A 15,021-nucleotide genomic window follows, 5' to 3' on the forward strand; every position below is an offset into this window, starting at 1 on the left:
TCCTTACTAAACAAAATAATTAATAAACTAAAGTTTGTATTGCGTGTGCAGGTATTTTTATTACTGTTTTTTCAGTTGCGATTATTAAATTATAAGTGATTTCATTATCCGTATGGTTCATTACGATAGTTGTCATATTTCCATCTTTATTTAAGAAAGACGTACTTGACAAATAACTTCTGCTTACAGATGTGCTAACCCTGACAGCATCCGGGCGAATGAATTTAGAAAAATGACCAATATAATAATAGGACGGCGTATAAATTAATTCGCCTGTTGTTGTATCGGCATGAATAGGTGCGAAGCAAAAATTACCAACATGATTTGGTCCTCCAAACTGGTCTAAAAGAATATTCCAATCTGTCCAGGCAACAGTTCCGTTGTTAAAATCATTAATCATAGAAGTTCCATATCTTTCGGCATTTGGCCAAAACTGATATTTTGCGGCATCAAATCTTTCGACGCAGCCTTCTGTAAAAATTAATTTTTTATCCGGATAAGCTTCATGAACTCTTGCTACATTTTCAAACATGGGTTGCGCACCTGTCCAGGTTTCATACCAGTGAAAACCCATTCCCCAAACATATTTTGAAGCCTCTGGATCTGAAAAAATAACATTTGCTCTTTGTACCATTAAATCACGATTATGATCCCAGGCAATAATTTTTACATTTCCTAAGCCTTCTTTTTTTAGTGTTGGTCCAAGAAAATTTTTCAGAAAATCTCTTTCGTCTTCAGCAGTATACAGGCAGGATTCCCAGGTTTGGGTTGCCATAGGCTCATTTTGTACAGAGGTTGCCCAAATTGGAATTCCTTCTTTTTCGTATGCTTTTATAAATTTGGCATACATATTTGCCCATGGCTGGTAAAATTCAGGTAATAATTTTCCGCCTTTAAGCACATTTTTGTTGCTTTTCATAAAAGCATTAGGCGACCATGGTGTTGCATAGGTAGGTATTTTTCCTCCGGCAGTTTTTATGGCTTGTTTGATTAATGGAATTCTAAATTCTTTATCGTGTTCAATAGAAAAAGTTTTTAATTCGGTATCACCTTCCTGAATATAAGAATAGCTTCCACTGCTAAAATCAGAACTTTGTATCGTTGTTCTTAGTAATGAATAACCTATACCTTTTTGAGTATCATAGTAAGCATTTAGGAATTCAGTTTGTTTTTCTTTGGATAGTTTGGCAAATATTTCGGCACTTGCATCAGTAATGGCACCTCCAATTCCAATAAAAGTCTGAAATTTTCTGGAAGGTTCTACAAAAACTGAAATTTCAGTTTCTACAGGTTGTTTAGAAGGTGAGAATTTTAAATTATCTGTAGGGGTTAACCTTAATTTTGTATTATCAGCAGTGGTATACACTGTGATCGTTTTATTATTTGTTGTAAATTCTTTTGTCTGCTTTGGTTTTTTCTGTTGTGGATAAACAGAAAAAGATAAACATAAACAAGTAATAACAAAGCCAATTTTTTTCATTGCATATGTTTTAATAATTTAAGAATCAGGCATAATTTCTTTTTTGAATTCTTTAAAATGATTTAAAAATAGCCCATAATCACTTAAGAATATGGGCTATTCTAACAACCAAACTTAACTTAAACTTAACCTGAAATGATTCACATTTGAGTGAACACATTTTCATATTTTTAAAGAAGTAATCAGTGCTTTTTACAGCACTGATATTTCATATTTCTAACTACCCCAACCTGGATTTGGTGTCATTTTACTATTGTTAAGAATCTCTGCAGAAGGTATTGGATATAAGCTATGTTTCTCAGCAAAATTACCGTTCTTTTTAAATCCTTGATTTTTAAGCGCCGTTGCAGCATCACCCCAACGAATTAAATCAAGGAATCTGAATCCTTCAAATGCTAATTCTAATCTTCTTTCAGTTTTAATTGCGTCGAGAGTAACAGTTTTGACAGGTAAATCTACCCTGTCACGAACTTTAGTGAAATAACCCTGTGCAGTTGAAACATTTCCTGCTAAAAGATTCGCTTCTGCTGCCATCAATAAAACATCAGCATACCTGATTAATCTAATATTTGTTCCGTAGTTTAATTCAGCAACACCTGGACTTGCAACTGTTTCAGACTTTAATGAACCATATTTAAGTCTGAAATAACCTTCCATTCCCCAAACTGGTGGCGCTTCTGTCCAATCCAGATCCTTGTCTACTATCCAGTCTCCGCCATATTTTGTTCTAAGATCGGCAACTGACAATATTGAAGCATTTTTTCTAATGACATCACCTTCTGCATCAAATGCCTGAGCCATTTTAGCTGTTGGATAGTTAAAGCCCCAACCTGGCAGAAGTCCTGAAGTTCCTGTTGTATAATAATCTCCTCTAGGTCCCATTAACTGCCAGTTTATATTGTTTTCCATTGAACGGTTTCCTCCCCATTGAAAATTACCCCAATCATACCCGGTAATATTATAACCAACTTCAAACAAAGATTCTAAACCGTATTCAGATTCTTTTAAAAATAATTTTGAATAATCAGGAGCAAGGTCATATTCAGTTGAAGTTATTACATCATCAAATGCATCAGCTGCTTCAGGATACATCTTTTGGTATAAATAAGCTTTACCTTTTATAGCCTGTGCAGTACCTTTTGACATTCTAAAACGCATTGCAACAGGATACTCACTTTTTTTAGGCAGATTTGGAATTGCTTCATCCAAATCTTTGTGTATTTGTGCATAGATTTGTTCCGGAGTCGATTTTTCGAGTGCAAATTCAGATGCACCCGGAAGTGCTAATCTTAATGGAACTCCACCCCACATTGAAACTAATTCAAAATAAAAAAATGCTCTTAAGGCTTTGGCTTCGGCTATCATTTGAACTTTAGCAGGCGTATCTCCTTCTGCAATATTAATAATAGCATTGGCTCTCATAATACCAAAATACATGGTTTTAAAAGAATGTTCAATTGGTTTGTTTTCAGCTGTATATGAAAAATCGTCTAATTGCTGGTAAGAAGGCTGGTCACCATCTGAACCACCACCTGCGTGTGTTTCGTCTGCAGGGAATGATTTTACAACATACATAGAATTCCAGTCAGTAGTGTAAGCCCATTGCAGGACATCATAGCATGCAAATACACCTTCCTGAAGTTCTTCTTCGGTTTTGAAATAATCATCAGCAGCCAAAACACCATAAACCGGCTTATCTAAGAAATCGTCTGCACAGGAAACCAGCATAATAGCTAAGCCTGTAAATAATGATATTTTATATATTAATTTTTTCATCGTTATTTATTTTTGTATTCGTCTTTGAATTAAAATGATACTGATAATCCTGTCATGATACGGCTTGCATTTGGATACAAACCTCTGTCAATACCTTGTGAGTTATTTGAGAAACTTCCTACTTCAGGATCAATACCTTTGTATTTTGTAAATGTGAAGTAATCATCAAGTGAAACATAAAGTCTTAAGCTGCTCACTTTTATCTGGCTTAATAATTCTGATTTAAAATTATATCCTAATTGAATTTGTTTGATTTTTACATAAGAAGCATCCTGAACCATTAAATCACTTGTGTAAATAATTGGGTCACTATAAGATGCTTTTGGAAAGCTATTGGTACTTCCTTCTCCTGTCCATCTGTCAGTATAAAAGAATGATGGACGATTAGAAGCCGGGTTATCAACTCTCGCTAATGCCAGGAAGTTTTCTCCTCCAAATGCACCTTGTGCAAAAATCTTAAGATCAAATCCTTTGTATTCAAAATCTATAGTAGATGAAATTATTACATCATGATGAGGATCTCCAATATAGGTTTTATCCTGATCTGTAATATCACCATCACCATTCGTATCAACAACTACAGGCGCACCCGGAGTAGGATTCCATGTAGTAACATTTCCTAAAGCTGTTTTGTAAGCATCAATTTGTGCCTGATTTTGAAATATTCCATCTGTTTTATACCCTCTGAAATACCAAACCGGTTTTCCTAATTCGAAAGAAGTTACAGTTCCTAATACTGGTAGGTTCGCTCCGTCAACTCTTGTAAGTAATGGGTTTAAATAAGTAACCTCATTTTTAATTGTAGTCAGGTTTAAGTTGATTCCATAGTTGAATTTACGCCCTGTTTCTCTCCATCCTGCTTCAATTTCAAATCCTTTATTTGTTACATCACCAGCATTAGCATATGGAGCTGCATAACCAGTTGATAAAGGTGGAGATGAAGGAGTTAATAAGTCTTTTGTAACTTTTTTATAATAGTCAAAACCAAATGTTAATCTGTTTTCGAAAGCTCTTACATCAAATCCTAAATCGGTTTGTTCGGTTGTTTCCCAGGTAATGTCTTTGTTAGGTAATGCTTTAAGCTCACCAACTGTATAGTAATTACCTAGTGCATCCGGATATTTTAAACCATCTTTAGTAATAAATGCCTGCCATTGACCGGCAGCAATATTAGATGTCGATCCGTTCTGACCCCATGATGCTCTTAATTTTAAATGATTGATAGTTTCAGGAGCCCAAAATGATTCATTAGAGATGATCCATCCAGCTGATACTGCAGGGAAATAACCTGCACGTTTATCTGGTGCAAAAAGTGAAGAGTTATCATTTCTTAAAGAAGCCTGGAATAAATATTTATTATCGAATGAATACGTAAGACGTCCAAAGTAAGAGTTCATTGATGATGGCGTTATATTACCAGATAAAGTTCCCGCTACAGGAGCTTCTCCAATTGGGGCCCATTGATCACCTTCTTTAATCATACCTGATGCACGTGTATTCAAATAACGATATTCAGTGTCCTGAGCAGACATACCTATCATGGCAGAGAATTCATGCTTACCGATTGTTTTGGTGTAAGTTGCGAAGTTTTCAAATAACCATGTTTTGAAAATCCCCTGATTATAAGTTTTAGAATTTGTAGTGTTTTCTTTAGTTGAATTCCACCATGCCTTTTGAGACCAGTCATCATAATTGTTGAATGCTTGCTCAATACCGTAACGTGTTGTAAAAACAAATCCTTCAAAAGGCTTAATATTAGCATACACATTACCAATAATTTTAGTTTCCTGACTTAAACCATGATCAATTGCAATTTGTCCAATTGGATTTGCTATTTCTCCATCAATATATTCCGAGATACCATAATACTCTCCGTTTTTATTGGTGATGAGTACTTTTCCTGCCGCTAATGCATCCTGAACATGCTGTGGCAGCGCTGTTCCGTTTGGATAAAAAACAGGGGTTAAAGGATCCATTAACATTGCGTGGTTCATTATACCATTAAAACTGTCATCCTCAGTAAAAGCTTTACGTTTGTTTACTGAAAGAGAAAAATTCTCTCCAACTTCTAAATATCTGCTTACTTTGTGATTGGAGTTAAATCTAACAGTTGTACGTTTAAAATTGGTTTTATCTCCTCCAAAAATACCATCTTGACTGAAAAAATTACCTGAAAGTAAAAAAGTTGAAACTTCATTTCCTCCCGCTAATTGAAGTGTGTGGTGCTGCATTGGTGCTGCATCTTCAGCTGCTTCATCAAGCCAGTCTGTTCCTTTTTTACCCGCCCAGTCTGCTACATTTGGTCTGTTGCCCGGAGGTTTTGTTTCGTCAATCCATTTAACATACTGATCAGCACTCATCATTTCTAATTTTGTTCTCAAAGACTGAAAACCAAATTGATTGCTGTAAGTAACTTTCATAGATCCTGCTTTACCTTTTTTAGTCGTAATCATTACTACTCCATTACCCCCATCAGCTCCATAGATAGCTGCTGAGGCAGCATCTTTTAAGATTTCTATTTTTTCGATGTCATTAGAATCAAGGAAATCAATATTACCAGTTCGCATTCCGTCAACTACATAAATCGGGTCTGAGTTACCGTTTGATCCTGCTCCACGAATACGAACTTTGGCTCCGGCTCCAGGAGCTCCTGATTGTGCCATAACAGTAACACCAGCAGCTTGCCCTTGTAGTACTTGTGTAGACAGACCAACCGACAGGTTTGCAATTTGCTCTGCTTTTATTGATGAAATTGCACCTGTTACAACACTTTTCTTTTGAGTTCCATATCCTACTACTACAACTTCATTTAAGGTTTGTGATTCAGGTTTCAATCTGATTTCAATTTTAGTTCTTCCATTTACAGCCTCCTGTACTGTATTGTATCCAACAAAACTAATTGTCAATGTCCCATTAGATGGAACAGCGATTTGAAATTTTCCATCAAAGTCAGATGCAGTTGCTTTGTTGGTGCCTTTAATTAAAATTGTTGCCCCAGGGACGGGCATTCCACTTTCATCGTTTACCATTCCGTTTACCGTAACATCTTGTGCAATTGCGATAGCTGAAAACAATAAAGATGAAAAACAAAAAATAAGTAATTTTGTTAATTTCATTTTTCTAAAAATTTTGGTTAATTAATTAGTAATTTGATGCAATGATAAAGTTAAATTTCAACTATTTGCAATTTGTTATTATTACAAAAACACATCAAACAATAAATTAATACTTTACAAAAACACATCAAAATAATTTTAAAACTTTGATTATTAGATATTTGTAAATATATTTCTATTGTTATAATAATGTTAATTATTAAAAAAAAACACTACATTTATTAAAAAGCAATTATAAGGCTTTCAAATACGTTTTATACATATTGATTATTTTAATAAATGTGAGAATTACAATTAAAAAGCATTAATAATAAAAAAGGGTTACAAAAGTTATGAAATTCGCAAACTGTTTTTTTTACATGTTTATATTACTGTGTGCTAATGGCGTTTTTTGTCAGGTTAAAGACATAGGAATGCCTAATATTAAAAATTACAAAAGGACAGAATACAAGGGAGGAACTCAAAACTGGAGCATTGAACAGGATAAAAACGGTAATATTTATTTTGCAAATAACAGTGGACTAATTCAATTTGACGGTTCAACCTGGCGCAAGTATTCTTTACCAAATAATACTGCGATAAGAAGTTTAAAAATTGATGATTCCGGAAAAATTTTTGTTGGAGGAAATAATGAATTCGGTTATTTTAAAGCAGGAGAAAAAGGAGAATTAAAATATTATTCGCTTTCAAAATTAATCAGCGCTAATGATAGTCGGGATATAAATTTAATCTGGAGAATACACATTTTTAAAGGCGAAGTAATTTTTCAATCTTTCACAAAAGCACTTTTTTACAAAAACAATAAAATTAGTATTCTAAATGCACCAAGGAAGTTTCAGTTTTCTTTTGTAGTGAAAAATCGGCTTTACTTTCAGGATAAAGTATTGGGAATTTTAGAATTTAAGAATCAAAAATTATATCCTTTAAAAGGAACAAAGGTTCTTAATGATAAAGAAATTTGGGCGATGTTTCCATTACCGAATAATAAGATTCTTTTGGCAACACTGGAAAAAGGTCTTTTTGTTTACGATTTTAATAATGTAACAGAATGGAACAATGAAGCAAATAACTTTATAAAAAAGAATACTTCTCTTGGCGGAGCAATCATAAAAAATAAATTTATTATTTTAAATTCGGTTTTAAATGGTATTATAATTTGTGATTTAAACGGAAAGATAGTTCAGCATCTAAATCATCAAAAGGGGCTTCAAAATAATACTATACTGACTTCTTTTGTTGATAATAAAAATAATATTTGGCTGGGGCTCGATAATGGAATAACATTTATAAATGAAAATTCCCCTTTTACCTATTTTGATTATAGTTATAATATAGGTACTGTGTATGCCTCCGTATTGCATCAGAATAATTTGTATGTAGCCACAAACCAGGGATTGTTTTATCATTCCTGGAATACTTCTTTTACTGATGAACCTTTTTACAGAGTCGAAGGAACAATTGCTCAGACATGGAATATTCAGGTTATAAATAATGTGTTATTATGTTCCAGCAATAGCGGAGCTTTGGTTATAGAAAATAATAAAGTCTCAAAAATACTGGATACTAAAGGATATTTTGGATTCAGACAAATACCCAAACATCCGGAATATGTAATTGGAGAAAATTATAATGGATACTCAATTTGTAAAATTGCATCTAATAAAGTTGATTTTATAAACAAGGTTCAGGATTTTGACGAAACTACAAGTACTTTCGAAATGGAATTAGATAATGATTATGTATGGTTAAAGAAAAACCCATATTTATATCAGATGGAACTTTCTGATGACCTGAAAAAATTTGTGTTCGTAAAAAGACATACTCATATATCTGCAGTTAATAAAGGAATTGGAAGCCTTCAATTAGTTAATGGTAAAGTTTATTTTCAGACAAAAAATCATTTCTACAGATTTTCTAAAGATCAGGATGATTTTTTTGAAGACAGAAAGATGAGTAGTCTTTTTAAAAATATCCCGGTAATTAATACATTAATCCAGGATTCTAAAGGAAATTTATGGTATTCATTTAATCAGTCTCTGGGAGTTTTAGAAAAATCAGGGAATGAAAAATATGTTAAGAAAGAAGCTCCATTTTCTAATTTAACGGGTAATCTGGTAAATAACTACATATCTGTAAACGCAATAGATTCAAAGAATATTTTTATAGGATTAACAGATGGATTAACACATTACGATGCTACAATTCCGAATACATTTATAACAAAACCGACTGCTTTTATAGAGAGTTTTTCTTTCCCGGGCGATACTATTATAACCGGGAATCTGAAAACAATTGACAAACTCTTTAATTTACCTTACAGTGATAATCATGTAAAGTTTACATTTTCTTCTCCTGTATTTGAAAATCAGGAAAACGTTACTTACTCCTATAAATTAGAGCCTTTTGAAGATACTTGGCGCACTTGGTCTTCTCTTTCAATTAAGGAATATACCAATTTAAGAGAGGGTAACTATACGATGAAATTAAGAGCCAGAAATAGTTTTGGTGTACTTTCAGAAACTGATCAGGTTAAATTTACTATTTCGCCTCCATGGTACAGGCATTTTTTTGCTTATCTTTTCTATTTGCTGCTAATTTCGGTAGGGATATATGTGATTTCAAACAGAATTAAATTAAAAATCAGAAAAAATAAATATTACGAAACCATTGAGCAAAGACGTTTATATCTTGAAAAAGAATCTAAAATTAGACAAGAACAGCATGAACTTGAAAAAGAAATTGAAAAATTAAAAAGTGATAAACTTCAAATTAAAATTCTCGCAAAGGATAAAGAACTTGTAAATAACTCTTTACAGGTGGTAAAGAAGAACAAAACTTTGAATACCATAATAAGTAAGCTCAAAGATATAGATACCAATATATTAGATGATTCAACTAAAACAGAATTCAGTAAACTCCATAAAAGTATTGTAAAAGAAGTCAATACTGATAAAAGCTGGAAAGACTTAGAAAAGCACATTAAAAATGTTCACTTTGATTTCCTTAAAAGACTGAAAGAAAAATATCCTACAATTTCTCCAAGAGAATTAGACTTGTCAACCTATTTGCTCATGAATATGTCAACTAAAGAGATTGCAGAGATTATGAATATATCGAATGGAGGAGTTGAGCTGGCAAGATACCGATTAAGAAAAAAACTGGGATTAAATAAGAAAGAAAATTTAATTGGGTTTTTAATGAGTATATAATAAAATGCCTCATGACGATAGTGATGAGGCATTTTTATTTGAATAAATTTGTGACTCGGGCAGAAGGCCAAAGCAAATTTATGCTCTAAAATAATCCGTTTAATTCAGCGTCAATTCGATTAATAATATTTCCTAAATCTTCCGGATTATCAACAAAATTAATGTTGTCAACATCAATAATCAATAGTTTTCCTTTAGTATAAGTCTGAACCCAGGCTTCATATCTTTCATTCAGCCGGCTTAAATAATCGATAGAAATTGAGTTTTCGTATTCGCGTCCGCGCTTGTGAATCTGCCCCACCAAATTTGGAATCGAACTTCTTAAGTAAATCAATAAATCAGGAGCTTTTACCAATGATTCCATTAATTCAAACAGAGATGTGTAATTTTCGAAATCACGGCTTGTCATCAATCCCATCGAATATAGATTGGGAGCAAAAATATAAGCATCTTCGTAAATAGTTCTGTCCTGAATGATTTTTTTTCCGCTTTCACGGATTTGTTGTACCTGACGGAATCGGCTATTTAAAAAGTAAATCTGCAAATTAAATGACCAACGTTCCATCTGATGGTAAAAATCATCCAGATATGGGTTATCAACAACATCTTCATAATGGGGTTCCCACTTAAAATGCTTGGCTAGTAATTTTGTTAAAGTTGTTTTTCCTGCGCCTATATTTCCTGCTATTGCTATGTGCATTACGGTATTACGATTTTATAATTGGTAATTTCTTTAGCTGTAAAAATAGATAAAATTTGGTCTTTGTAACAGAATTTATTTAATGATTTTTCTAAAATATCAATTTCAGAAACTGTCTCAGATCCATCTTTATGAATGTCTTTAAAAGATAATAAATTGGCTTTGCTGAAAATGTATTGTTTTGGGCTTAAAACCTGGATTTTATCGAAATCTGAAACTTTCCCTAAGTCTGTAGTTTTTCCGAATATGTCACAAGAAAACCAATTGTATTTTTCATCGATCCAGTAAAAAGTATTGAAATCGGTTTGATAAAACTGAAAATTTTCTGTCAAAGGAGTTGAAACCGTTTTATATTCGTTTTTTAAATAATCGAAAAGACCAATTTGCTGATTCAGTGAATTGTAAATCCATAATTGGTTTTGAGTTGACATGCCAATCGATGTTACAACGATAGGAACGTTATTTTGAGAAAAATTAATCTCCGTAATTTTATTTAATTGATTGTCAAGTAAAACTGCACTATTAAAGTCTTCGTAAAATAAAACTATTTTCAGAGGGTTTAAAATATCTGCTTTAGTGATTTTTCCTAATGATACATTTTTATATTCATAAATTTCACTCCCTTTTATTTTGCTGAATATGTTGTTTTTTATCTGATATGAAAACCCAAAAGAATCATAACCTAAAAATTCATCGGCATCAATTGTAAAACTTGCAACACGAGTTGGCGTTTTTTTTTGATTTTGTGAAAAAACAGCCGAGAAAGAAATGGCAATAAAAAGTAGCAATAAAATCTTGCGTTCTGTTTTTCTCATTTGAATTTGGTTTCTGAAGCCAAATTACAAAAAAACTATAGTATGAAGCCGATTAAAATAGATTTTAGTTGAATATGGTCTTTAAACTTTTCGGGATTCTAATAGTCTAAATAATAAGCTGTTTTGTCTATGCCTTGTGGGTATTGATATATTTAACTTTCAGTATTTTAAAATTAATAATACATTTGAATGTAAGTTTTATCGGATTTACTCAAATTTTAAAAAGAACCAATGAAAAAAATATCATATTATTTGCTTTTAGTGCTTGCTTTTAGTCAGGTACAGGCACAGAAAGATTTTCAGGGAATGGCTGTTTATGAGTCAAAAACACAGACTCCTAAATTTGAAGGAATGCGCGGAAACCGTGATATTACACCTGAAATGCAAAAAAGCATGGAAGAAAGAATGAAGCAAATGTTAGAAAAAACTTTTATTCTGAACTTCAACAAATCGGCTTCTATATATAAGGAAGAGGAAAAATTAGAAACTCCCGGACAACAAGGCGGCGGAATGAGAATGATGTTCAGCTCTATGATGGGCGGAGGGGGTACTTTTTATAAAGATGTAAAAAGTAAAACTTATACAGTTGATAAAGAATTTATGGGCAAAGAATTTTTGGTAAAAGATTCATTACCAAAATTAAACTGGAAATTAGAGCAGGAAACGAAACAAATTGGGGGCTATAATTGTTATAAAGCAACGGCAGTAAAAGAAGCCAGTAAGACCGATTTTAGAAATTTCAGACCTAAAAACGAAGATGGAAAAAAGGCGGAAACAAAAAGCGATAATAAAGAAACTGCTGAAAAGAAAACCAACTTTGAAGACAATTTTGAAATTCCTAAAGAAATAGTGGTAACGGCCTGGTATTCGCCTGAAATTCCAATTAATCAGGGACCCGAAAATTATTGGGGGCTTCCGGGTTTAATTTTAGAAATTAATGACGGAACAACAACCATTTTATGTTCAAAAATTGTTCTGAACGCCAAAGAAAAAGCAGACATAAAAGCACCAACAAAAGGAAAAGAAATTTCTCAGAAAGACTATGACGAAACAGTGGTAAAAAAGATGAAAGAGTTTAGGGAAATGAATCGTGGCCGTGCCGGAGGACCTCCGATGATGGGAAGATAAAACTTCTGAAAATCTAATCTATTTACCCTAATCATTTTTTTAATGAACAAAATATTGTGTCTTTTCGTTTTTTTATTTACTTCTATAGGTTTTTCTCAAAGTGTCCGCTTTGATGGTTTTATTCAGGATGGAGAGAAAAATCCATTGGAAATGGCCAATATTATGGCCGTTAATGCTGTTACAAAAGCAATGGATTCTTATGGTATTACCAATGACAAAGGAAAGTTTCAATTGAGTTTGAAGCCCAATACTTCTTATGTGGTAAAAATCAGTTACCTTGGAATGAAATCGAAAGAAATCCAAATTACAACTAAATCCGAAAATATCGTTCAGAATATTGTCATGGATGATATTGGAATTGAACTGGAAGGAGTTGAGATTGTCCGTGAAATGCCGGTTTCTATAAAAGGAGATACAATTGTCTATAATGCTGATTCTTTTAAATCCGGAACAGAAAGAAAGCTGGAAGACGTCCTGAAAAAATTGCCCGGAGTTGAGGTAAATGCCGACGGAGAAATTGAAGTAGAAGGAAAGAAGGTAAGCAAACTGATGGTGGAAGGCAAAGACTTTTTTGACGGAGACACCAAATTAGGAGTCAAAAATATTCCGGCTGATGCAATTGATAAAATTCAGGTTTTGCGAAATTATAATGAAATCGGAGCTTTAAAAGGTCTCGAAAATGATCAGGATAATGTAGCAATGAACATTAAACTGAAAGAAGGAAAAAAGAACTTCTGGTTTGGTGATGTAACAGCCGGAATAGGTGTTGCTGAGCTGGACAGCCGCTATGTTATCAATCCAAAATTGTTTTATTACAGTCCGAAATACAGTATAAATCTAATCACGAATTTTAATAATATTGGAGAATTGCCAATGACAGCCCAGGATTATTTCAAATTCACAGGCGGATTTAGAAATATGATGAAAAAAGGCGGAAGCAATTTTAATGTCTCTTCGAATGATGTAGGAATTTCACTTTTGAGAAATAATCGCGCCAAAGAAATTGAAACAAAATTTGGCGCAACAAACTTTGCATATTCCGTTAATAAAGCATGGAATATTAGCGGTTTCGGAATTCTTTCGACTTCAAAAACAGATCTAGAAACGAAATCCCAAACTACAATTTTAGATTCCGGAGATCAGCAAAAAAGAGATGAACAAACACATCAAAAGAATAATTTGGGACTTTTTAAATTAAGTTCTACTTATAAACCAAATGATAAATTTCAATTCGATTATGATATTCTAACGAAGTTGACAAAGCAGGAAGAAAATGCTGATTTGCTTCGGGAACAGGTTGTTAATGATGTAGCAGATTCGGAAACTATTTTTACTGCTAAAAAACAAGACCCAACCTCGATTAATCAGAATTTAAGTTTGTACTATACCCAAAGTGACAAAAACATCTTTGCCTTTGAAATGCAGCATTTATATCAGGATGAAAATCCTTTTTATAATGCTAATCTACGCACACAGCCTTTTGATTTATCGGGTTACACTTCAGGTCAGCAAAGAAATGACCTGAATCAGGATCGTTTTGTAAAAACTAATAAAGTGGATGCAAAACTGGATTACTATTATATGGTAACGCCAAAAAGCAACATCAATATTACATTAGGAAATACGTATTCCTACCAAAATTTCAATTCTCACATTTTTCAGATTTTGGATAACGGAAATATAAATAATTTGAATAATCCTTCAAATAAAAATGATGTAAATTATAATTTTAATGACACTTTTTTAGGATTTCATTACAAGATTTTAGCCGGAAAATTTACCTTGACACCCGGTGTTAGTCTGCATACATATAAAATGACAAACACACAATCAGGAACAGATTACTCGCAGAATTTTACAAAAGTGTTGCCGGATTTCTTTGCTCTTTATCAAATCAAAAAATCAGAAACCCTGACCTATAATTTTTCCCTGACAAATGATTTTACAGATATCAATCAATTGGCTGAAGGTTATGTTTTGTCAGATTACAGTAGTTTGTTTAGAGGAAATCGTTTACTCGAAAATGCGACTTCACAAGTGCATTCATTGCGTTACTTTAAATATAATATGTTCAATTTTGAAAACATTTTTGCCAATGCAACATATACCAGAAAAGTAGATGCAATAAAAACCGAAGCCGATTTCGAAGGAATCAACCAGTCATCAGTACCTTATAATTCCAATTTGGCAGACGAAACCCTTTCCGGAATGGGAAGTTATGGACGTTCATTTTTAAAGAATTATAAAGCTTCTGCCAGTGCAAGTTTGAATTGGTCAAAATTCAATAATAAACAAAATGGAGAACCAACAACGACAGAAAGTTTTACTCAAAGTTATACTGTAAAAGCTTCCACGAATTACAAAAACCTGCCTAATATTGAGTTTGGTTATAATATGTTAGTCAATAAATACAGTGGCTCTACGTATTTCACAGACAAGCCTTTTGCAAGATTAGATTATTATTTTCTGGAAAGTTTTTCGTTTGTTTCAGAGTATGAATTCTATCATTATTATAATACTGATAAGTCAGTCAATAACGAATATGATTTTTTAAGCGCCAGTTTAATTTATCAAAAGAAAAACAGTAAATGGGAGTATAAAATTGCGGCTACGAACTTGTTAAACACTACGTATCTTAACGACGACAGCTTCTCTCAGTTTTCTACACGTGTTTCTCAATATACAGTGCAGCCGAGATATATTATCTTTTCGATGAAGTATAATTTGTAGTTTAATTAGAAGCTAATCCTGCTGTACACTATATCTTTTCCCCGCTAAAGAAGCGGGAAAAAGGATG

The 15,021-nt window shown here is 32.8% G+C and carries 8 protein-coding genes; 3 read left to right on the forward strand and 5 right to left on the reverse strand.

From position 1 onward, the window contains the following. Positions 1–19 precede the first annotated feature (19 nt). From DMB68_RS11835 to DMB68_RS11845, 3 genes are all read right to left on the reverse strand, one after another. Complete coding sequence (locus DMB68_RS11835; protein WP_110346864.1) at positions 20–1,480, reverse strand: glycoside hydrolase family 30 protein; 1,461 nt, start codon at positions 1,478–1,480, stop codon at positions 20–22. Between the two features lie 216 nt (positions 1,481–1,696). Beyond that, positions 1,697–3,256: a RagB/SusD family nutrient uptake outer membrane protein gene (locus DMB68_RS11840; RefSeq protein WP_110346865.1), complete on the reverse strand. Its 1,560-nt coding sequence runs from the start codon at positions 3,254–3,256 to the stop codon at positions 1,697–1,699. Between the two features lie 29 nt (positions 3,257–3,285). Beyond that, positions 3,286–6,372, reverse strand: coding sequence for a SusC/RagA family TonB-linked outer membrane protein (locus DMB68_RS11845; RefSeq protein WP_110346866.1), 3,087 nt, complete (start codon positions 6,370–6,372; stop codon positions 3,286–3,288). Positions 6,373–6,785: 413 nt separating this feature from the next. Here DMB68_RS11845 and DMB68_RS11850 point away from each other — a divergent pair, with 413 nt between their 5' ends. Further along, positions 6,786–9,581, forward strand: a complete 2,796-nt coding sequence (locus DMB68_RS11850; protein WP_231131645.1) for a triple tyrosine motif-containing protein — start codon at positions 6,786–6,788, stop codon at positions 9,579–9,581. Between the two features lie 85 nt (positions 9,582–9,666). Here DMB68_RS11850 and DMB68_RS11855 read toward each other — a convergent pair whose 3' ends face one another. After that, positions 9,667–10,281, reverse strand: a complete 615-nt coding sequence (locus tag DMB68_RS11855; protein ID WP_026983862.1) for a deoxynucleoside kinase — start codon at positions 10,279–10,281, stop codon at positions 9,667–9,669. Beyond that, positions 10,281–11,096: a hypothetical protein gene (locus tag DMB68_RS11860; protein WP_110346868.1), complete on the reverse strand. Its 816-nt coding sequence runs from the start codon at positions 11,094–11,096 to the stop codon at positions 10,281–10,283. Before DMB68_RS11860 ends, DMB68_RS11855 begins: the two co-directional genes overlap by 1 nt. Before the next feature lie 231 nt (positions 11,097–11,327). Between DMB68_RS11860 and DMB68_RS11865 the strand changes: the two genes are divergently transcribed. Beyond that, the gene (locus tag DMB68_RS11865) at positions 11,328–12,224 is read left to right on the forward strand and encodes a GLPGLI family protein (protein ID WP_110346869.1); all 897 of its coding nucleotides are present in this window, start codon (positions 11,328–11,330) and stop codon (positions 12,222–12,224) included. A gap of 42 nt (positions 12,225–12,266) precedes the next feature. After that, positions 12,267–14,954 (forward strand): carboxypeptidase-like regulatory domain-containing protein, encoded by a 2,688-nt coding sequence (locus tag DMB68_RS11870; RefSeq protein WP_110346870.1) that lies wholly within the window; start codon positions 12,267–12,269, stop codon positions 14,952–14,954. Positions 14,955–15,021: the final 67 nt, after the last annotated feature.

Origin of the sequence: Flavobacterium hydrophilum (genome assembly GCF_003202405.1) — a bacterium.
Classification (GTDB): domain Bacteria; phylum Bacteroidota; class Bacteroidia; order Flavobacteriales; family Flavobacteriaceae; genus Flavobacterium; species Flavobacterium hydrophilum.

Excerpts from the sequence above, each read along its gene's own strand:
- DMB68_RS11835 (WP_110346864.1), bottom strand. The coding sequence starts at position 1,480 with ATGAAAAAAATTGGCTTTGTTATTACTTGTTTATGTTTATCTTTTTCT.
- DMB68_RS11840 (WP_110346865.1), bottom strand. The coding sequence starts at position 3,256 with ATGAAAAAATTAATATATAAAATATCATTATTTACAGGCTTAGCTATT.
- DMB68_RS11845 (WP_110346866.1), bottom strand. The coding sequence starts at position 6,372 with ATGAAATTAACAAAATTACTTATTTTTTGTTTTTCATCTTTATTGTTT.
- DMB68_RS11850 (WP_231131645.1), top strand. The coding sequence starts at position 6,786 with ATGCCTAATATTAAAAATTACAAAAGGACAGAATACAAGGGAGGAACT.
- DMB68_RS11855 (WP_026983862.1), bottom strand. The coding sequence starts at position 10,281 with ATGCACATAGCAATAGCAGGAAATATAGGCGCAGGAAAAACAACTTTA.
- DMB68_RS11860 (WP_110346868.1), bottom strand. The coding sequence starts at position 11,096 with ATGAGAAAAACAGAACGCAAGATTTTATTGCTACTTTTTATTGCCATT.
- DMB68_RS11865 (WP_110346869.1), top strand. The coding sequence starts at position 11,328 with ATGAAAAAAATATCATATTATTTGCTTTTAGTGCTTGCTTTTAGTCAG.
- DMB68_RS11870 (WP_110346870.1), top strand. The coding sequence starts at position 12,267 with ATGAACAAAATATTGTGTCTTTTCGTTTTTTTATTTACTTCTATAGGT.